The sequence below is a fragment of the Psychromonas antarctica genome (assembly GCF_022267535.1).
GTDB classification, from domain to species: Bacteria; Pseudomonadota; Gammaproteobacteria; order Enterobacterales; family Psychromonadaceae; genus Psychromonas; species Psychromonas antarctica.
In genome coordinates this window covers 1-19,616 of the sequence record NZ_JAHNZV010000052.1, presented here as the reverse complement: position 1 = coordinate 19,616, position 19,616 = coordinate 1, and the positions used below count along the sequence as shown (strand labels likewise).

17 protein-coding genes and 1 pseudogene are annotated in these 19,616 nt (G+C 39.9%); 11 read left to right on the top strand and 7 right to left on the bottom strand.

The window, feature by feature from the left end:
- Window positions 1-224 precede the first annotated feature (224 nt).
- Together KSO91_RS11250 and KSO91_RS11245 are read left to right on the top strand one after the other, a co-directional pair.
- Window positions 225-893: a hypothetical protein gene (locus tag KSO91_RS11250; protein ID WP_238743095.1), complete on the top strand. Its 669-nt coding sequence runs from the start codon at window positions 225-227 to the stop codon at window positions 891-893.
- Between the two features lie 440 nt (window positions 894-1,333).
- Window positions 1,334-2,074 carry a Crp/Fnr family transcriptional regulator gene (locus KSO91_RS11245; RefSeq protein ID WP_238743094.1) on the top strand — a complete coding sequence of 247 codons (741 nt, stop codon included), beginning with the start codon at window positions 1,334-1,336 and terminating at the stop codon, window positions 2,072-2,074.
- Between the two features lie 253 nt (window positions 2,075-2,327).
- On the opposite strand, the gene KSO91_RS11240 is transcribed toward KSO91_RS11245, so the two are convergent.
- Window positions 2,328-2,585 carry a sll1863 family stress response protein gene (locus KSO91_RS11240; RefSeq protein WP_238743093.1) on the bottom strand — a complete coding sequence of 86 codons (258 nt, stop codon included), beginning with the start codon at window positions 2,583-2,585 and terminating at the stop codon, window positions 2,328-2,330.
- Between the two features lie 325 nt (window positions 2,586-2,910).
- Window positions 2,911-3,708 carry a PRC-barrel domain-containing protein gene (locus KSO91_RS11235; protein WP_238743092.1) on the bottom strand — a complete coding sequence of 266 codons (798 nt, stop codon included), beginning with the start codon at window positions 3,706-3,708 and terminating at the stop codon, window positions 2,911-2,913.
- A gap of 797 nt (window positions 3,709-4,505) precedes the next feature.
- On the opposite strand from KSO91_RS11235, the gene KSO91_RS11230 reads away from it, so the two are divergent.
- Together KSO91_RS11230 and KSO91_RS17645 are read left to right on the top strand one after the other, a co-directional pair.
- Complete coding sequence (locus tag KSO91_RS11230) at window positions 4,506-5,075, top strand: thioredoxin domain-containing protein (RefSeq protein WP_238743091.1); 570 nt, start codon at window positions 4,506-4,508, stop codon at window positions 5,073-5,075.
- Between the two features lie 116 nt (window positions 5,076-5,191).
- Complete coding sequence (locus KSO91_RS17645) at window positions 5,192-5,320, top strand: hypothetical protein (protein WP_275113973.1); 129 nt, start codon at window positions 5,192-5,194, stop codon at window positions 5,318-5,320.
- Window positions 5,321-5,402: 82 nt separating this feature from the next.
- Here the strand turns inward: KSO91_RS17645 and tnpC (KSO91_RS11225) are convergent, their stop codons facing one another.
- The 3 genes from tnpC (KSO91_RS11225) to KSO91_RS11215 form a co-directional block, all read right to left on the bottom strand.
- Window positions 5,403-6,824 carry an IS66 family transposase gene (gene tnpC / locus KSO91_RS11225; RefSeq protein WP_238743085.1) on the bottom strand — a complete coding sequence of 474 codons (1,422 nt, stop codon included), beginning with the start codon at window positions 6,822-6,824 and terminating at the stop codon, window positions 5,403-5,405.
- 119 nt (window positions 6,825-6,943) lie between these two features.
- On the bottom strand, window positions 6,944-7,723 hold the full coding sequence (locus KSO91_RS11220) for an ABC transporter substrate-binding protein (protein WP_238743090.1): 780 nt from the start codon (window positions 7,721-7,723) through the stop codon (window positions 6,944-6,946).
- Window positions 7,724-7,944: 221 nt separating this feature from the next.
- Complete coding sequence (locus KSO91_RS11215) at window positions 7,945-8,160, bottom strand: hypothetical protein (RefSeq protein WP_238743089.1); 216 nt, start codon at window positions 8,158-8,160, stop codon at window positions 7,945-7,947.
- 187 nt (window positions 8,161-8,347) lie between these two features.
- On the opposite strand from KSO91_RS11215, the gene yddG reads away from it, so the two are divergent.
- Window positions 8,348-9,304, top strand: coding sequence for an aromatic amino acid DMT transporter YddG (yddG, locus tag KSO91_RS11210; RefSeq protein WP_420830952.1), 957 nt, complete (start codon window positions 8,348-8,350; stop codon window positions 9,302-9,304).
- A 210-nt stretch (window positions 9,305-9,514) separates the two neighbouring features.
- Here the strand turns inward: yddG and KSO91_RS11205 are convergent, their stop codons facing one another.
- Window positions 9,515-10,927: an amino acid permease gene (locus KSO91_RS11205; protein WP_238743087.1), complete on the bottom strand. Its 1,413-nt coding sequence runs from the start codon at window positions 10,925-10,927 to the stop codon at window positions 9,515-9,517.
- 662 nt (window positions 10,928-11,589) lie between these two features.
- On the opposite strand from KSO91_RS11205, the gene KSO91_RS11200 reads away from it, so the two are divergent.
- Window positions 11,590-11,904, top strand: a complete 315-nt coding sequence (locus KSO91_RS11200; protein ID WP_238743086.1) for a DUF1840 domain-containing protein — start codon at window positions 11,590-11,592, stop codon at window positions 11,902-11,904.
- Window positions 11,905-12,593: 689 nt separating this feature from the next.
- On the opposite strand, the gene tnpC (KSO91_RS11195) is transcribed toward KSO91_RS11200, so the two are convergent.
- Window positions 12,594-14,015, bottom strand: a complete 1,422-nt coding sequence (gene tnpC / locus KSO91_RS11195) for an IS66 family transposase (RefSeq protein ID WP_238743085.1) — start codon at window positions 14,013-14,015, stop codon at window positions 12,594-12,596.
- 128 nt (window positions 14,016-14,143) lie between these two features.
- On the opposite strand from tnpC (KSO91_RS11195), the pseudogene KSO91_RS11190 reads away from it, so the two are divergent.
- The 5 genes and pseudogenes from KSO91_RS11190 to KSO91_RS11170 all read left to right on the top strand — a co-directional run.
- Window positions 14,144-14,319 (top strand): annotated as a pseudogene (locus tag KSO91_RS11190) (IS110-like element ISSod21 family transposase); the annotation flags it as partial.
- A gap of 444 nt (window positions 14,320-14,763) precedes the next feature.
- Complete coding sequence (locus KSO91_RS11185; RefSeq protein WP_238743084.1) at window positions 14,764-14,967, top strand: hypothetical protein; 204 nt, start codon at window positions 14,764-14,766, stop codon at window positions 14,965-14,967.
- A gap of 170 nt (window positions 14,968-15,137) precedes the next feature.
- Window positions 15,138-15,470, top strand: a complete 333-nt coding sequence (locus tag KSO91_RS11180) for a GrlR family regulatory protein (RefSeq protein ID WP_238743083.1) — start codon at window positions 15,138-15,140, stop codon at window positions 15,468-15,470.
- A gap of 433 nt (window positions 15,471-15,903) precedes the next feature.
- Window positions 15,904-16,476 carry a hypothetical protein gene (locus KSO91_RS11175; protein ID WP_238743082.1) on the top strand — a complete coding sequence of 191 codons (573 nt, stop codon included), beginning with the start codon at window positions 15,904-15,906 and terminating at the stop codon, window positions 16,474-16,476.
- Between the two features lie 219 nt (window positions 16,477-16,695).
- Complete coding sequence (locus KSO91_RS11170) at window positions 16,696-19,185, top strand: plasma-membrane proton-efflux P-type ATPase (protein WP_238743081.1); 2,490 nt, start codon at window positions 16,696-16,698, stop codon at window positions 19,183-19,185.
- Window positions 19,186-19,616 lie beyond the last annotated feature (431 nt).

The following is a 19,616-nucleotide window of genomic DNA, read 5'->3' as shown; positions in this document are numbered from 1 at the left end:
GAACAGACGGTTGTCGATTTTTTTACGCAAGTCATGCAAATGGATAACTTTACTTTGCGGCAAGAAGCCCTAGAATGAGGGATGGTTCACTTTTATTGGCTAAAAATGAACCCCGAAACTTGAGTTATAAGCTTAGCAAGGTATAATCTTTATCATTACATTAGAAATTTAAATGTGTATTAGTCAGAATACAGGCTAATACACTATTATGCTAAGAGGGTTATATGGAATTTATCTACAAAATTATTCAAGAAGATCCAAGCTATTTTGCTTGGGCTTTTGGTTTAGTAAATATCCTTTGGGTCGGCTTTGCATATTTTAATAAGCAAAGGCATGAAAAAGAGATGGTAGAACTATCAAACTCCTTAAAATTTGAGTCAGACCGTAAGCTTAAAATCTTTGAATTAAAAGTGAGAAAGTTCGAAAAATACGTTACAACTTTAGATTCTTTCGGTAAAAAACATCAAGTGGATCTTCCACAAAAGATGCAACCAATAATAGATAAATATTTATCTGAGTATCTAAATGCTACTGCCGTTGGTGATAAAGAAGAAGAAACAAACGCGATCACTTGGTTCTCTTCGGAAATTGGTGGGTTAATGAGTTTAGCTTCAGAAGATTATTCTATAATACAAGCCGAATCGAGCAAACTTAAACTTACTGCAACCGATGAAATGGTTGAAGCTTTTGATAAAATGGAGTTGTTAATAAAAAATGGCTTAGATGAATCAACAGAATTTATGGGAGGTTTTGTTCAAATGGTACTCTCTCAAAATTTTGAACCTGCAGAAAAATTCCAAGAAAATGCGAAAATTAGTGGTGAGAAAATTAAAGAGTCATCTAAAGCGCTTTTAAATTTAATGAGAGCGGAGTTAAATCAAACTACGGCATAATCGGGTAGCCGGAGGTACTTAGCCTCCACCCCCCACACCACCCTGCATGGAGCAAGGATCAGGTTTTTCATTGTTGCAAAATGAAAGCGCTAATACGCTTACACCCAAAGGAAGTATAAAATGATAACGGCATAAGTTGTACCAGTATTTAATCTGCTTATTAATCAGCAAGTTAAATTTATATCTTGGTGTTTATGGAGGATATATGTGGCAAAAAAGACAATAATAAAACAAGACAAGAGCGCTGAATGAGAGGCGGGTTATGGTGATAGATCTAATAAAGACCCAAATAAAAGTGAGTAAATAAACCATGTGTTACGCTTAAAAAGGAGTAGAGTGCCCATATTGCACAAAGTAAATATCTGGCTGATTAGAACTACTCGCTAATTTCACGTTGTTTTAACTTGATTTTTCCCGCTAAAAAAACTAAGAGTTCCTTTATGCATAAAGTAACAGATCCCCCATTTAATCCCTTACAGAATCATCTATTAGCGGCGCTTCCTGATAAGGTTCAACAGCGTCTATTTCCCTTTATTGAGTTAGAAAAGCTCGAGCTAGGCCAAGTTATATACGAAGCTGGTGATAAATTGGCTTATGTATATTTTCCTGTCGATGCCATTGTGTCTTTGCTCTATGTGATGGAAAATGGCGCGTCTGCCGAAATATCCGTAGTAGGCAACGAAGGGTTGATTGGTGTCGCCTTGTTTATGGGCGGCGAAAGCACTTCGAGTCGAGCCGTTGTACAAAGTGCCGGTCATGCTTATCGCCTAAAAGGCAGCAGGTTAATCGAAGAGTTTAATCGTCACGGTAAGCTGCTAAAATTGATGCTACTGTACACGCAATCCTTGCTCACTCAAATGGCACAAACTGCTGTATGTAATCGTCATCATTTAATTGAACAGCAATTATGTCGCTGGCTGTTATTGTCGTTGGATCGTTTACCAGATAGCCATATCACCATGACCCAAGAATTAATTGCTAACATGCTTGGTGTGCGCCGTGAAGGTGTAACCGAAGCTGCTGGAAAATTACAAACGCTCGGGGTGATTGATTATCACCGTGGCCATATCACAGTGCTAGACAGACTGAAACTCGAGTCCTTAAGCTGCGAATGCTATGCCGTCGTAAAGACAGAAACGGATCGTTTGCTGTCTTATGCCTTGTCGAACAATAAAGACTAATTTGTTATCACCGAAAATGAGCCTCAATTAGTTGGCAAACAGTCATAAACTGACTGTTTATTTAGCGCTTTTAGTATTTGTAATTTCTTTGAATAAGGACTCACGGTTCGATTGCCGAGCAATAACTATCCCCTAACAGAAATACTTTGCTAGAAACATAAACGCGTATCAAAAAGAAAATAATGGCTGATTAAAACCGCAAGGTGATAATCAGCTGTCATATTTCCTGCTGTAAAAATATTGTTAGACGTAACTATTTCTTGAACTTAGCCACTGTGTCATTGAAAGCAGACTTCATTGACTCCCATGTATCATCACTGGCAGCGGCTATTTCAGCAAGTTTGGTATTTCCCTCATCAAGCTTGCCTTCTAGGGCTTTGATCTGCTTATTTACCTCCAATTGTACGTCAACGCTGGCGCCTGATGCCTTTGCCTTAAGCTTGTCTAGTTCTGCTTGCCATTCGTCCAACTGGGCCTGTTTCTTCTGCTGATACAGCTCTTTTTTATTCATTATTTTCTCCTTTTATCGCTTTGCAAAAAGTGATAGGCACTTAACCATAAACGACACAAGTCAATGCCCTTTCCCACCTCCCTTTGATAGTCAGTGGTCTGACAGATCTTTATATGTCGTCGGTGTCCAATCGCATGAATGAGATGATGAAGGTGCAAACCATTATTTCTCGCATTTAGGGAATGAACTTTGATACAACCCAGCGCTGGGTTAACGCTGGGCTTTTTTATCCTATTGATGCTTGGTATGTTGTTTTTCTTCAAGCATAGGAGTTGGTTGAAGAACAACCGTTAAGATTGTTCCTCGCTCGCTCAATCATTCTTCACTAGGTTGGCGCCATCCAGTAACCGGTGAAGCCATAATGATTGTAAACGGCTAACTCGTTATCTCGGTTTAGCTCTTCGTTGGGGTGGTATTCTGGTGCTTCTTTTATCTGAAGGCACGTTAAGTTGATGGTAACTGAATTATCAAACCAATCCATCTCTTCAATCCATTCTGGCGAGATAAGTACTTTTTTCCCGCCAAACCAATTAGTAGTATCGACTATGAGGTAGCGAGCCGCCATTGTATCATCTTCAATTAGGAGCTCAGAAACATGACCAATATCACCGTCGATAGCATGGATATGATAGCCGATGATGGTTTTGCAGCTACGTAGGTTTGGATCATCGTTTTGATGTAGCTCGCGGTTGATTTCTTCATGTGCAAGCGCTGTGCTGTCTAATTCTTTTTGTGGGTCCTGACCCAAGCCTGAACTAAGCAAATATGGATGCATGCCATCGCCCCAAAAACCCGTACTGCCCCAGTAAAATGGATAGCCGTAATGTCCAAGGAGATCGATTTCGTGTTGGCGAGAAACGGGTTTGTCTGTGTCGATTTTTGGACTGTTTTCAACTTGTTCTTTGGTGATAGAGACAGGAAATACTTTTTTTAACCAGTTTGTTTTTAGTATCCCAATGGGGGAGATCAATACTTTGCGGTTCGATAGCCAACTACCAGTTTCAACAACGAAATAACGTACTACCCATTCCTTGTCATCAAATAAGAAATCAGTTACTTCCCCCACATTGCCATCTGTGGCGGCAATACTGTAATGATCTAAATCATACATGCTGCGTAACATAATAGATTGTCCTTTTATATTAATCGATGAATTTGTCAGTCTCCTTATTAAACTACGCCTCTTACCCCATGGCGTCAGTTCGCTGGCGAACAGACATTAATTTTCTTGATCCATTAGGATACAAAAGTAGGTTGGTAAGCTATGTCTTTCCTAACTACTATCAAGGTGACACTGCGCGCTGTTATCGATATGTATCTATCGCCATTGTGTTACTCATAAAATAACGGTTTAGGTGACTATGTTAAACACGTTTTCCTTTCTCTTTAGACTGCGTTACCCTTATTTATTATAAAACAGTCGCTCTCCAGTTCGAGATGAATTGTTGGCTTGGAACGTATGGCAAAAAACGCGGCAAGATTAGCGACGGTGCTGCGAATGAGTGGTTGAGTTCAAAATGGCTAAAAAGTTAGCAGGTCTATTGTAAACACTATAAGTTGCTGCACGCGGACTCGATACAGTTGTTGCTGCGTTAATGCAGCCCATTACAAAATGTATTTATAATTATAAGGTTAGATAGGTTTTTACGCTCGCTTGGGAGAAAGCGAGCTAACTGTCTATGACGAAGTATTAAATATTACAACTCGTTCGATAAGCATTTTCTAGCTCACTTCCTAAGGTGATTAATTAGTCACTGTGCTTACGCTAAGGATATATTTTATGCACTGTGATGGCACCGTATAAGTCAAATCAGTGCGTACTCTGCCGGATAGACTAAAGCGTGCCGTTGAAGCTTCGATCCGATGTAATTGGACGGCCAACAGCCTGGTCGCGCCACTACAAGTGAACTGAGGAATACGATGCTATCCAGAACAACTATACCAATGGCACTTTGCTGCTCGAAATCCCGACGCGTTATTACGCTGACCCTCCTCGCGATGCTAACACTATTTGGGCCATCCGCTATTGCAGGCGATGGGCCATGGCCCTCGTTTACAGCGACGACGCTTAGCGGAGAAAAAGTCCACAGTGACAAGCTGCTAGGTCAACCGACACTGCTCATACTGACACCATCTCGTAATGCCGCAGAATCCACTCGAGAGTGGGTTAACGCATTGCGCTCAAAAATAAATCAAAGTAAATATCTGGTTCGCGATGTGCTAGCCGTCGATTTACCGTTCTTTATGTCGGAAGAAGACGCCATTGGTCTAGCCAAGAAGAAAGTGTTGACGCGCTACCACGATCAAACCTGGATTCTGAACTCCCATGTCATGGAAGATGCGTTAGGTGTAGCGTCCGATAGCGACAAAGCAGTCATTGTTGTTCTAGATAAGAACGGTAACCTGATATCACAGGTTCACGGTATGGTGACGACGGCGCGAATGAGTGAGATTATCAATGTTTTACAGAACCTTTCTACCGACCAATGACGTACTGGCACCTCGTTAATTGGGAGAAAACGAGCGTTGTGATGTGATGGACGCCCTCGCCAATGGCGTTATGTTAGCCATAATTAGATTAGATCGTTTAATGAAAGGAGCATCACATGAACATTAAAATGGTTGGTATTAATTTAGCTAAGCATTATTTTCAAGTTTTTGTTTTAACTTATAAAAATGAGATCCATTCCAATAAAAAAGCCACAAGAGCACGTCTATTAGATGTAGTTCACTAATTTTCAGAAGATACGCTGATTGCTATGGAGGCATGCGGCACATCGAATTACTGGACCCATACTTTTGCTAAAATGGGTGTAACTACTCAGCAGGGGTAAATATATTTGGCAGTATGCCATTTAATAACAGTGATAAAGCAGTGGATCCGCTCACCCCCTGCTTTTTACAGCTAGATAGATAACTTCTCAGACCAAAAAACATTTCTGCACCATATTCACTTCTGAAGCAGCCTGATATTTTTTGCTGAACTTTTGCCATCCTCAAGTCATTTTCGCCTTGATTATTGGTGAAGGGAACCGCTTTATCAACCATAAATCGAAGCACATCATCTTCATAGTTTTGCAATCGTTCAAGCAAATTCCGTGATTTGGTTTTCTTTGGCCTGCCGCGCTTACCTTTTTCAGGTATCGGTGGAGGACTTTCTTTTTCTCCTTCTTTTAAAATAGATTGATAGTGACTAATGTAGTTGGCTTGTTTCTCTTTGCTGATAACACCACCTTCATCGAGTACTGATTGACTAAGGTTGATTAAAAAGAAGCGCATTGTTTCAGCCCACACTTGACCATCTTGTTCATTGGACCTTGTTAATTCGCGTAAATGATGCGCATTGCATAATGAGTGTAGGCAGTCATAACGATAATAAGGCTTCCAATGGTCGTGACACATAACGCCATTAAAATGAGGTAGAATGCCGATGTGATCCATTGCATCATGTCCGCGTTTTTCATGTGCCGCTAGATAAGTCCATTCTAGTGATGAAGCGTTATGCAACCACTGCCGCTTTCCATTGATGTTAATACCCGTTTCATCAGTGTGAAGCACTTTCTCTTTTTTCAAATTCGCTTTGATTATTTCAAGTACATTGAGATTTTCAAGCTTGTCGTAGGCGCTATTAATGAAGTTGTAAAGACTGCCACTACTCAGCGGAATATCTAATTGGTCGGTAAAGTATTCACGGATGCGATCATAAGGCAGTAATTGATATTGAGAAAGATAAACGGCATGTGCTTTCAATCCATTACCATATTGAATACGGCTGTTAACACCCTCTGGGAAGGATGCTACAAAACGCTTTCCAAATTCATTTTCAAGTATTTGAGCCTGATATTCGGTGACAACTCGCTTGAATTCGATATCGATAATTTGACGTGTTTCATAACCCGTATCTTTGTAATGCCCTTTTGGCAAAAGCGTTTTATCGACCAATAACTCATGTGTGACATCCGGATTATCATCAAGTGGCAGTGTTGATCCTTTATGACCTTTTTGTCCGCCGCTATTATTTGAACTGTTATTTTTAGATGACTTTTCTCTGTTGGGATCACTTGATGGAGGCTTGCTACTATTACTGCTATTGAGTCCAAGGCGTTGGCAGAGCAAACTAACGATAAGAAGTAACAAATCGAACGTAGTACGCATAGAGGCCGATAATGTTTTATCGGCCTCTATTTGTTGTTTTATCTTTTCAACACTACTTTCAATATCGATACCGCTTACTTTCATCCAGTCTAATTTCGCCTGTTGGGATAGTGTGTTTAGACTAACGGCTAAAAAAGATTAAGCAAGTTGATCCTTTTTGATCTGCGATAAACTAGCAAAAGTGTGATTTAGGTGCTGAGTAGTTACAAATTTTGTTCATTATATTTAGCTAAGATTAAATCGACCGTTTCATCTATATGGGAAAACGCATATTGCCAACCCTTTAACGAAGCGGCTTTAAATGCTTTGACGGTGTTTATATCTTGTGCAATTAACGCTTCACTTGTATATAAAAAATCACTGTACATATCAAAACCATAATCTTTAGGCTCAAAAACATTATATGCCACCCCCATTTTGCTTAACTCGTAGGGGGCTTTGGAGATATAAGCGCTGATCAGATCGGTTTTTTTATTGACCAAATCATTAATATTATGCGAGTGGGGTATTAAATTTATATCTTCTAACTGTATATGGTTTGCATTCAACATCGCTTTTAATGAGGCTTGATTAATATCATTGCTTGTGGCCATTATTTTTTTACCGACAAACTCATTGATGGTATTGATTTTTGATGCTTTAGTGCTGAGTAGGACAATTGGACTGGATTGAAAAAGTGCATACAAAATAACAATTTTTTTGTTTTGAGCCATTTCAGCTATTAATTTCTCGTAACCAACGGCAAAATCAATTTCTCGATCGTTAATTTGTTGTACAACATCTTCCCTAACTTGATAAGATTTGATAGTAACGTCTAATCCAACGTCATTATAAAAACCTTTTTCTTTGGCAATATAATAACCGGCAAATTGAAATTGCTCTAACCAAGAGGGTTGAAGCGTTACCGTTTTTAGTTCACCTGCACATAATTGATGACTCAATAAAGCAAAAAGGCACAAAAAAATTCTTAGACTTTTAGGCAAAAGAAATCCTTTTATTAACGAATCTGAAATCCCCCTTCGTCAGTGCCCCTATCATTTTCTTATACTACTAATATGATAGCCCTGACTAGGTGAATTTATTGATACGACAGTACAAATAATTATCAGTCGGTCTATATTACAATAGATGAAAGCATTTAGTTTAAGCTTTATTGACTTTTTTTTACCCCTCTATCACAATGTCAGTAACAAACAGGTCAGAATTAAACATACATACCACGCAAATCGCAGCCTAAGCATTCAAGGCAGGTATTAACCCCTGCAGCAAAAAAGAGCCAGCCGCCAACTGTTCTGGAATAAAAATGCCCTGCCATTATTGTACAGACCATCTTTTTATAAGCTTCGCTACCAATTTCAATAGCCCGCCTAACCATGTGCAAATTTTGCTCATGACTTATACCCGAAACCATTTTAACCATAACGTTTATTTATTCTCTTTTGCGCGCGTTAAGCAGGGTTTAGCGAGAATTTTAAAATTGATCTGCACCCTATGCTTTCAGACAAATAAGGCTCGTTTTTCCTTCTCATTGTGAGTCGGATTCACTTCACTCTTTATTTTTTACTTCATATAACAAGCCGTCTTTGTTAGCCTGCGTTATCTATTAAATGTTCTACACAAGCGCGAAGGGAATTATATTGACTGACATACGTAAATACACGCTTGCAGGCTGCTTAGCCATTTTAATATGGAGCACAACGGTAGGATTTGTACGTAATGTAGCAGAGCAATTAGGCGCCATTGGTGGGGCTGCAATGATTTATTCAGTGAGTTCTTTATTTCTTTTGATCTTCATTGGTACGCCTCGATTTAAAGACTTATCATTAAAATACCTTCTGATCGGTGGGGCGCTGTTTGTCAGCTATGAAATTTGCTTATCGCTTGCGTTGGGAATGGCTAATAACCGAATTCAAGCGGTCGAAATGGGTGTAATTAACTATTTATGGCCCTCTTTAGTGGTCTTGCTCGCCGTGTTTACCAGTAAAAAGTCCGTTGATAAACGACTTTATCCGGCGATAGCTCTATCGTTTTTCGGTGTCGCTTGGACGGTGAGTGGTGATGGAGGAATTTCGATTAGTCAATTGGCAGAAAATATAGCGACAAACCCAGTAAGTTATTCAATGGCATTGATGGGAGCTTTTATTTGGGCGTTTTACTGCAATATCACCAAACGATTGGCGAACGGAAAGAATGCCATTACCTGGTTCTTTATAGCAACCGCCATAACTTTGTGGATCACCTATTTTATGAGTAATGAACCGGCCATCGTTTTCACATCAGGCGCGGCGATTGACTTATTAATAACGGGCGTTGCTATGGGGAGCGGATATGCATTATGGAATATAGGTATTATTGGCGGCAATATGATGCTGTTGGCAACCCTGTCATATTTCACGCCTTTATTATCTACTTTCTTTTCAGCATTGATTTTGGATATTGAACTCACCGCAACGTTTTGGCAAGGCGTGATAATGGTCACTATTGCATCCTTACTTTGTTGGTGGTTTACCCGAGAAAAACCGTCTGCAACTATAGATATGGCCCCGTATATCAAGGTTGAATAAAAGAAGGCGTCTAGCTAATTCCCTGTAAAACAGCTCAGGTGAAATATTCAATTACAGTTCAGTCTTAAGGTAAATAATTTATCTCCTTTTGCGACTTATAAATTTACATACCATTTTAATTCTTAATTTTTGAGCCAAGGTCTTTTAGCTGTTTACTAAGAATTAAACATTAAAGACCTGGCCCGAATGGCTCTATTATCAATCCACTCTTTAATCAATTTTGTTACTTGATTTTACTTTTAGAGACGCAATAGAAATGATAACAACAATACCGATACTCACAAACAATCCCATACGATGCGTTGGATTAAATGACACCCCAATTAGAGTTAGGATTATAAGAAAAATGCCCAAATATGAACTATATGGGGCAAACAGCATTCCAAATTTTTTCCCTGCGGTGGCGCTGTTAATAGAATAATTTTTCCGATTCTTTATTTGCGATGCTAAAATAATAATCCAATTACCAATCAATAATACACCTGCAGAAGTGGCCAAATATTCGTAAATAGTACTTGGTAATACAATGGATAATATAATGGTTATAAATAGACCACTGGTGCCTATTAAAAGTGCGATGACGTTTACGCCTCTTTTATCTTTTTTCAATACGATTTTTGGTGCTTCATGATCCTTTGCAAGGGATAACAATACATTTGTTATCGCAAAAAGAGCCCCCACAAAAGTAGAAAATGCGGCGCTGATAATAATCACATTAAAAATAGAACCTAAATAAGGCAAGTGAAATTCGGAAAGTGCTGTAATAAACGGACTCTGACTAACCTGGATCTGATCCCAATATACCATTTTCAAAATCATCGCAATGGAGGCAACATATAAGAAGGTCAAAGCCAGCATAAGTGAATTAATCGCTTTCGTTAAAGATTCGCTTTTCTTTAATTCTTTAGCAGCGGCACCTACTACGGCTACACCAGCGAATGGGAAAAGAGCAAAAATCATAGAAGACCAAAGTCCTGTTATGCCTTGTGGAAACCAATTAAGAGCTGACAACGAGATTACCGATGCCCCAGCAGCGGCTTCCTGATGAGATGCATAGCCAAAAATGAATAACAGACCAAAAATGAGAAATGAAACAAGAGCCGCAATTTTTACAATGGCAAAGAATGATTCTATTTTTCCAAAATCTTTTACTCCTAGCAAATTAATCCCGAGTCCTAAGCAGGAGTAGATAACAGAGAATATCCATAACTGGATCTCTGGAAACCAATAGCGTGAAAAAACAGATAAAGCAGTGACTTCACTCGACATAATCAGTACCCCTGCAATCCAAAACATCCAGCCACTAATAAATCCAACATTGTCTCCAAAGGCTTGTCGAGCATAATCCCTAAAGGATCCAATTTCTGGATCGTTTATTTTCATTTCAGCCAGTGAATTAAAGGCAATATAGGCGATAAGTCCAGCAATTAAAAAGGCAATAATGGCCGAGGGTCCTGTTAATTTAATTGCCACACTGATTCCTAAAAAAAATCCGGCCCCCACGATAGATCCAATTCCAATAAGAGTTAATTGCCACCAAGTTATGCCAATCTCGCCTGTTTGCTTCTTTTCCTTTTTTTTATGATGCTCTGCTATCTGTAAAACTATCTTTTCATCATGCATCCTATTATTTCCGCCCTTTCGTCGTAAATGTAAAAAAAAATTGATCTAACGCCATGCACGACGTTAAACATAAATCGCATATTTGAGTTGCAATAGCCTATTTTAAGGCGATATTGGCAAGCACTCGTAATCCATAGGCTAATGTTTTACGACTGAATCGACCTGATAATATCTACATCTCTCTTACCCAAACCTTGTTCAGATTAAATCCTTCGGTTAACTAAGCCATCTCTGTTTTAATAGCAATCCCGTTAACTAGATAAAGTATTTAGGCGTAGTAAAAATGGATAAAAGCAAGGAATTGCTTGCACTAACTAGTTGCTCTAACTATAAAATCAATAACAAGAACGCAAATCTTATTTGCGTTTAACCAGCATTCGTTTTAGTAAGCATAAGTGAATAGATAATTATCGAATTTGGTATAACCGACCGACACGCTTTTAATGTTTACAAATCAATTATCCTCTTCGACTTAGAAACTTACAAATAGAGCCACAATTTGGAGTATCCTTCATAGAATGCCTGTCTCTCATTCATAAGCAAGGGCCGACGGTGATCATTGTAATTACTAGAGGAAGTGGAAACACGACGCAATCGAATTGCTGTATTAAAGAGATGACGCGATCCCAAGAAATAAATTACTCAATAAAGAGGAAGTGTTTATGCTAGTAACTTTTTCCAGCCCCGCCTACGCAAACATAACGATGTTTGGCGACGTGGCGGTCCGTCTGCTTAAAATGATGGATCACAGCGGTACGGTGCCCAGCGCCCTCAATGCAGAAAACGTCCAAGCAGCTCTGATGCGTCTTGAGGCAACTATCGACCAGTCACCAGAGCAAGACGCATCGATAAAAGATAAGGACGATGAAAACGACGAACCTGCCATAAGTCTGTCGCTTCGCGCCCAGCCTTTAATTGAATTGCTCAGGGCTGCGGCCAAAGAAAAATGCCATGTGATGTGGAACAGCAATAAATAATCCCGCAGGAACATGCCGCCGTTAATTGAACCTCGGGCAGTGATTTGAAGTCACGCTGTCCGAACTAAATGAAATGCTATCCTGCCGTTAATAAAGATGATTCTATTACTGCATCTCCTGATTTTCGAGCCAGCCATTAAACACAGGCTCCATCAGAGATGCCAATTCCCCTCCGCATGCAACCATATAAAGCTAATATGTATCTTATCGATAACAACTGCCCCCTTAAATACAGCAATTACTTTGCCCGCGCACTTCACTACTTACAGGTTTCAATGTCGATTTTGGAGGATTGTTTTATCTGCTGGTAATATCAGTCCGCTTACAATCCTAGTCAAACCAATTAGGGTTAAGAACGGAATAATTTATCCAATCTTATAGGCAAGCAGTATCAGCGAAATAAAGGGGGATATAAAGATCAGGGAGCTGATCCACTCAGTATTGTCTGTGCCCTAAAACGCTGATAACCAGAGCATAAAAATGATACCCATCTCAAATAATTTGACGTAACTGACTGCCAACTAACCTTATATATATTTTGCTCTCAGATAGCGCCTTCATAAGTAGAAAGAACAACAGCAACGCTTATAAGATTTAACTCCTTGATTATATTGTAGTAATATAATGGACAAGGCATGGACAGGGGGCGTTTTATAAATTGAAGTTATTTGATAGAAAAATTAAGGTAACTACTCAGCAGGGGTAAATATATTTGGCAGTATGCCATTTAATAACAGTGATAAAGCAGTGGATCCGCTCACCCCCTGCTTTTTACAGCTAGATAGATAACTTCTCAGACCAAAAAACATTTCTGCACCATATTCACTTCTGAAGCAGCCTGATATTTTTTGCTGAACTTTTGCCATCCTCAAGTCATTTTCGCCTTGATTATTGGTGAAGGGAACCGCTTTATCAACCATAAATCGAAGCACATCATCTTCATAGTTTTGCAATCGTTCAAGCAAATTCCGTGATTTGGTTTTCTTTGGCCTGCCGCGCTTACCTTTTTCAGGTATCGGTGGAGGACTTTCTTTTTCTCCTTCTTTTAAAATAGATTGATAGTGACTAATGTAGTTGGCTTGTTTCTCTTTGCTGATAACACCACCTTCATCGAGTACTGATTGACTAAGGTTGATTAAAAAGAAGCGCATTGTTTCAGCCCACACTTGACCATCTTGTTCATTGGACCTTGTTAATTCGCGTAAATGATGCGCATTGCATAATGAGTGTAGGCAGTCATAACGATAATAAGGCTTCCAATGGTCGTGACACATAACGCCATTAAAATGAGGTAGAATGCCGATGTGATCCATTGCATCATGTCCGCGTTTTTCATGTGCCGCTAGATAAGTCCATTCTAGTGATGAAGCGTTATGCAACCACTGCCGCTTTCCATTGATGTTAATACCCGTTTCATCAGTGTGAAGCACTTTCTCTTTTTTCAAATTCGCTTTGATTATTTCAAGTACATTGAGATTTTCAAGCTTGTCGTAGGCGCTATTAATGAAGTTGTAAAGACTGCCACTACTCAGCGGAATATCTAATTGGTCGGTAAAGTATTCACGGATGCGATCATAAGGCAGTAATTGATATTGAGAAAGATAAACGGCATGTGCTTTCAATCCATTACCATATTGAATACGGCTGTTAACACCCTCTGGGAAGGATGCTACAAAACGCTTTCCAAATTCATTTTCAAGTATTTGAGCCTGATATTCGGTGACAACTCGCTTGAATTCGATATCGATAATTTGACGTGTTTCATAACCCGTATCTTTGTAATGCCCTTTTGGCAAAAGCGTTTTATCGACCAATAACTCATGTGTGACATCCGGATTATCATCAAGTGGCAGTGTTGATCCTTTATGACCTTTTTGTCCGCCGCTATTATTTGAACTGTTATTTTTAGATGACTTTTCTCTGTTGGGATCACTTGATGGAGGCTTGCTACTATTACTGCTATTGAGTCCAAGGCGTTGGCAGAGCAAACTAACGATAAGAAGTAACAAATCGAACGTAGTACGCATAGAGGCCGATAATGTTTTATCGGCCTCTATTTGTTGTTTTATCTTTTCAACACTACTTTCAATATCGATACCGCTTACTTTCATCCAGTCTAATTTCGCCTGTTGGGATAGTGTGTTTAGACTAACGGCTAAAAAAGATTAAGCAAGTTGATCCTTTTTGATCTGCGATAAACTAGCAAAAGTGTGATTTAGGTGCTGAGTAGTTACAAATGGGTTTTAAAATAAAACTTATTCCAGCTCAACACGTTAAGCCATTTGTTGGACATCAAAAAATGATGCTAATGATGCCCGCGCAATATGTGAAGCTACATCTCGCCCAAGTATTCATAGCGTTCCAACAAAAACTGTCGAGCTTCAAGATATTAAATCCATAAGATGCACAAGACAATGAAGAGTCGAGCAACACCTTGCCGCTGCTAATCAATTAAAAGGCTTAGCCAGTGAGTAAATTGGAACATACTAAAATCCGTAAATCCTAACCCTCCTGCTTTAGTAGATGGTTGTTGAGTTTATCAATTAAGTATGATTAATTTTAGCTATTTAATCCGGTTAAATTTTCAGTACCTTACTGGAGGATAATTCTTCATAAATTTGTGTGTGTGTCAGCGCACCGACAACGACTTCATTTGACGATACCGTATATCCATCTAATCGGTTTTGCTTACGAAATTCAATGTCTTCAGTACTTCATAGACAACTTCCGTTAGGCAAACCGATTTGTATAGCGTTGACCAAAAGGACGAGGCGATTCGCAAAACAAAAATAGCTTTAGACCAATCTGGATGAGCACATTGATGCCATGGAAGCAGATATTGATAAAAGCAGGAATAAAATGGATAAGAACACCGGTGAAAAAGCGAAAAATAGCCTCAAGGTATTACGCAAACAGCGAAATCAAGTAGCCGAATGGTATGGCAACATGAAAAGTAGTAGTGAAAAAACGAGGAGGCATGTAAAAAAAGGATTTTCAGATGCCTATAAGGAACTCAATGGTAGTTGGGAAAAATCCGAAATTGAATTTGGCTCCAGCAAGTAGTGTTGTCTACCAACGTAAAATGACTAATGAACGGTTGTCACGGTTTTTCTAAACACCTAAGGCAACAAAAACAGCGCTAACCTAGCCGTCAACATTTGAGGCGTTAGCATTATTAATCTTAATTATTAATCTTAATTATTAATCTTAATTATTAATTACGGAGTATTCAAATGTTAGAAGCAATTTATGGAGTTGAATTTACATCAAATCAAATGGCACCAGGATATGGAATTGTTATTTTAGAAAAAGGTCGTATTTTAGGTGGTGATACCGCGTTTGTATATGTAGGTAACTATGAAATTATAAAGGATCAGATTCACGCTACAATCATGTGTACAAATGATAATGAAGTGCTCCCATCTGCATTTGGTCAGTTAAAAGAGTTTAACCTTAAATTACAAGGTGAGCCAAATAATACAGAGCTTGTCCTTAAGGGCCACATGATTGAACATCCCGAATTATCTGTAGGTCTCAAATTAACTCATAGGGCTGAACTGCCATAGAGCCAGCCAGATGGGTGCCACACAGGTACCCTCTCACACGCTTTACTAACTGGACCACCGATATCGAGGACAGAAACTTACGTGGGAGAATAACAGCTTCTGATAAGTTTTGTCACAATTGAAACAGACTAAAGTCTGGATACGGGTTAAAGACCCGTATCCGGATTTATGGACTAAGTATGATTAATTTTAGCTATTGAATCCGGTTAAATTTTCAGTACTTTACTGGAAGATAATTATTCATAAATCTTTGTGTGTGTCAGCGTACCGACAACGACTTAATTTGACGATATCGTCTAACCATCTAATTGGTTTTGCTTACGAAATTCAATGCTTTGAGTACTTCATAGACAACTTCTGTTAGGCAAACTGATTTATTTTCACGAAGACGATTCAATTATTTTCCAGATCCTATTATCGAAAGGTGTCTAATATGTTACTAAAAGGTAAAGTTGCGCAGGTAACAAGTGCCGCCCCAGGAATAGGCCGAATACGTTTAACAAAAGATGAAGTTGCGCAGGTAACAAGTGCCGCCCCAGGAATAGGCCGAATACGTTTAACAAAAGATGAAGTTGCGCAGGTAACAAGTGCCGCCCCAGGAATAGGCCGAATACGTTTAACAAAAGATGAAGTTGATATTGACATCATCGATTTAAACGAAGATAAAATGTTCGTAGTTTCTCATGAATTAGCAGCGGCGCAGGAATACGCCAACACTGGCATTACGGTAAATGCCTATTGTCCAGGTGTAGTTGAGGCGTATATGTGGACCAAAATTGATAAACATTTCTCAGGAATGACTGGCGCAGCTGAAAGTGATACCTATAAAAAGTATGTAGATAGAATGACTCTTGACCGTGCACAAACATCTGAGGGTGTTGTCAACTTTGTATCTTACTTATCGTGTCCAGATTTTGAAGGATTCTCGTATTATTTTCTTCAACGGTGGCTTGGTAATACATTGAACCTAAGCCCACCAATTTCATACTGTATTACAACAAATTAATAATTCATAAGCTCACAGACGTTAGCACTGTTATTTCGCCAGTCTGATAGTGTTTCCTAACCCGTTACCGTTGCATTGAATAATCTATGGGTTATAGCAAACGTCTTTTCCCTCCAACTCTGACATGACTAATGAAATGGTGATCCGCTTAGATATTTATTACAGGATCAGCCTAACGCACCTAATTTTAAAAATTATTACAATGAAAGGATACTTGTCATGCAAAATAACCATGACCAATCTAAAGCTTCTGAGACAAATAATGCCGCAGATGACAAACCGGATCCAAAGAACGACTTACAATCGATGCCTCTAGCTGACTTAGAAAAAAAACTAGATTCATCACCGGATGGTCTCCAACAGGCAGAAGCAAAAAAAAGACTGGAGCAATATGGGCCGAATGAGCTAAAAGAAAAAAAGACTAATGCTTTTCTTAAATTCCTTTCGTATTTCTGGGGGCCGATCCCATGGATGATAGAAATTGCGGTCATCCTATCCGCTGTTGCTCAGCATTGGCCTGATTTTTTTATTATCCTCGTTCTACTGCTAGCTAATTCCGTGGTTGGGTTCTGGGAAGAACACCAAGCCGGAAATGCCATTGCCGCACTAAAAGATAAACTAGCTACTAATGCCCATGTGAAACGTGATGGGAAATGGACCACCCCCGCTGCACGAGAGTTGGTGCCTGGTGACGTTATTCGTCTGCGACTTGGCGATATTGTGCCTGCAGATGCGCGTCTGCTCGATGAATCATCGGTGGAAGTAGATCAATCAGCACTGACTGGTGAGTCACTTCCCGTATCACGCAAACAGGGTGAACCGGTATTTTCGGGTTCAATCATAAGGAAAGGTGAAACCGATGCACTGGTCTACGGCACCGGCGCAAATACTTTCTTTGGGAAAACGGCTGAACTAATGAAAGAAGAGAAGACTACCAGTCATTTCCAGCGTGCTGTACTGAAGATAGGCAACTATCTGATTATTCTGGCGATCGTGTTGGTTGCTGTGATTGTTGCAGTTTCTATCTTCCGTGGCGACCCAATCCTAACCACATTGCAGTTCGCCTTAGTATTAACCGTTGCAGCAATTCCGGTCGCTATGCCGACCGTGTTGTCTGTAACCATGGCGGTTGGCGCAAAGTTACTCGCCAGAAAAGAGGCCATTGTGACTCGGCTGGCGGCTATAGAAGAACTTGCGGGTGTTGATATTCTGTGCTCTGACAAAACCGGTACACTGACCCAAAACGATCTTACACTTGGTGAACCGTTCTGCGTAAATGATGTCCCAGCTGACCAGTTGATTCTTTGTGCTGCGCTTGCCTCGCGCGCCGAAGACGAAGACACTATTGATAAAGCCGTACTTGAGGGTCTGGGGAAAGGTAAAAAAATAACTGATTGGCAAATACTCCATTTTCAGCCGTTTGACCCGGTACATAAACGTACTGAAGCTACCGTAAAGAATAGCGATGGAGAGGAATTTAAGACAACTAAGGGCGCTCCGCAGGTAATTTTGGAGTTGTCGGCTAATGCGAAGGAAATCAAGGAAGAAGTTGAAAAAGCCATTAATGAATTTGCATCACGTGGTTTTCGTTCGCTGGGCGTTGCACGGACCGATGCAAATGATGCTTGGGAATTCCTCGGCATCTTACCCATGTTCGATCCACCGCGAGAAGAGGCTAAATCGACCATTGCCACTGCAATAGAAATGGGCGTTCACGTTAAAATGGTGACGGGTGATCAAGTTGCTATCGCCAAAGAAACTGCCGAAAAATTGGGAATGGGCGCCAATATTCTCGATGCTAGCGGTTTTAAAGATTCAAAACAACACGAGACAGATGAATTTGCAGAAGCGATCGAAAATGCAGACGGGTTTGCCCAAGTATTCCCCGAGCACAAATACCACATTGTGGATGTGTTGCAGCAACGGGGTCACATTGTTGGCATGACTGGTGATGGCGTAAATGATGCGCCTGCTTTGAAAAAGTCTGACTGTGGTATTGCCGTATCTAATTCAACTGATGCAGCACGCGCAGCAGCGTCGATCGTACTTATGACACCTGGCCTTTCAGTGATCGTCGACGCTATTAAAGAGAGTCGAAAAATATTCCAGCGGATGAATAGTTATGCTATTTACCGGATCGCCGAGACACTGCGTGTGCTGTTGTTCATGACGCTGGCGATTCTAGTATTTGATTTTTATCCATTAACCGCGGTAATGATTGTGATGCTAGCGCTACTCAACGATGGTGCAATCCTGTCCATTGCTTACGATAACGTCCACTACCAGAAAAAGCCCGAGGTATGGGATATGCGTATGGTTATTGGGGTGGCTACAGTGCTTGGGATACTTGGTCCGATTGCAGCCTTTGGACTCTTTTATCTTGGCGACAGTGTCTTTCAACTTGATCGACCACATCTTCAGACGCTGATGTACCTAATGTTATCTGTTGCAGGACATCTGACTATCTTTCTGACAAGGACACGCGGACCGTTCTGGTCTATCCGTCCAGCAAGAATTCTTTTAGGCGCGGTATTTGGTACACAGATTGTAGCGACATTGATTGCTGTGTTTGGCGTGTTCATGACGCCACTTGGCTGGGGCTGGGCACTATTTGTCTGGGGCTATGCACTTATTTGGTTCCTTGTGACTGATCGTGTGAAACTGTTGGCCTATCACATATTAGACCCAACAACCGCATCTGATAAATAACGTTAGTTTCTTGGGTCCATTGATACCGATATAAAAAGTAGGGGAATGCGTCTAGTTAGACGCACTTTTAGATATAAAAATATCATGGCAACTACTCGAATTGCCACCCTTTTAACGGTTTTAATAGGTAATCAATGAAGCCCTAGAAATAATAATAATTTTGCTACAACTAAAATAGTCCGACAAAGCCTTGATAAATTTTTTGACTATACATTGCCCAAATTGGTCACGTTTTATATTACGAATAATAACAACGTTAGATCTTTATTTCTATCTTAAATTATGATTCTTATGCTTCAAGTATCCCCCAGTGTCAGAATAGTTGCAATGATGACTTAATTAAGTTCTCATAATTATCTAAGAGGTTAACTAAGCAACATATGACAAATTATCCAGAAGAATTAAAACAGAAAGTTATTAACGATATGAGC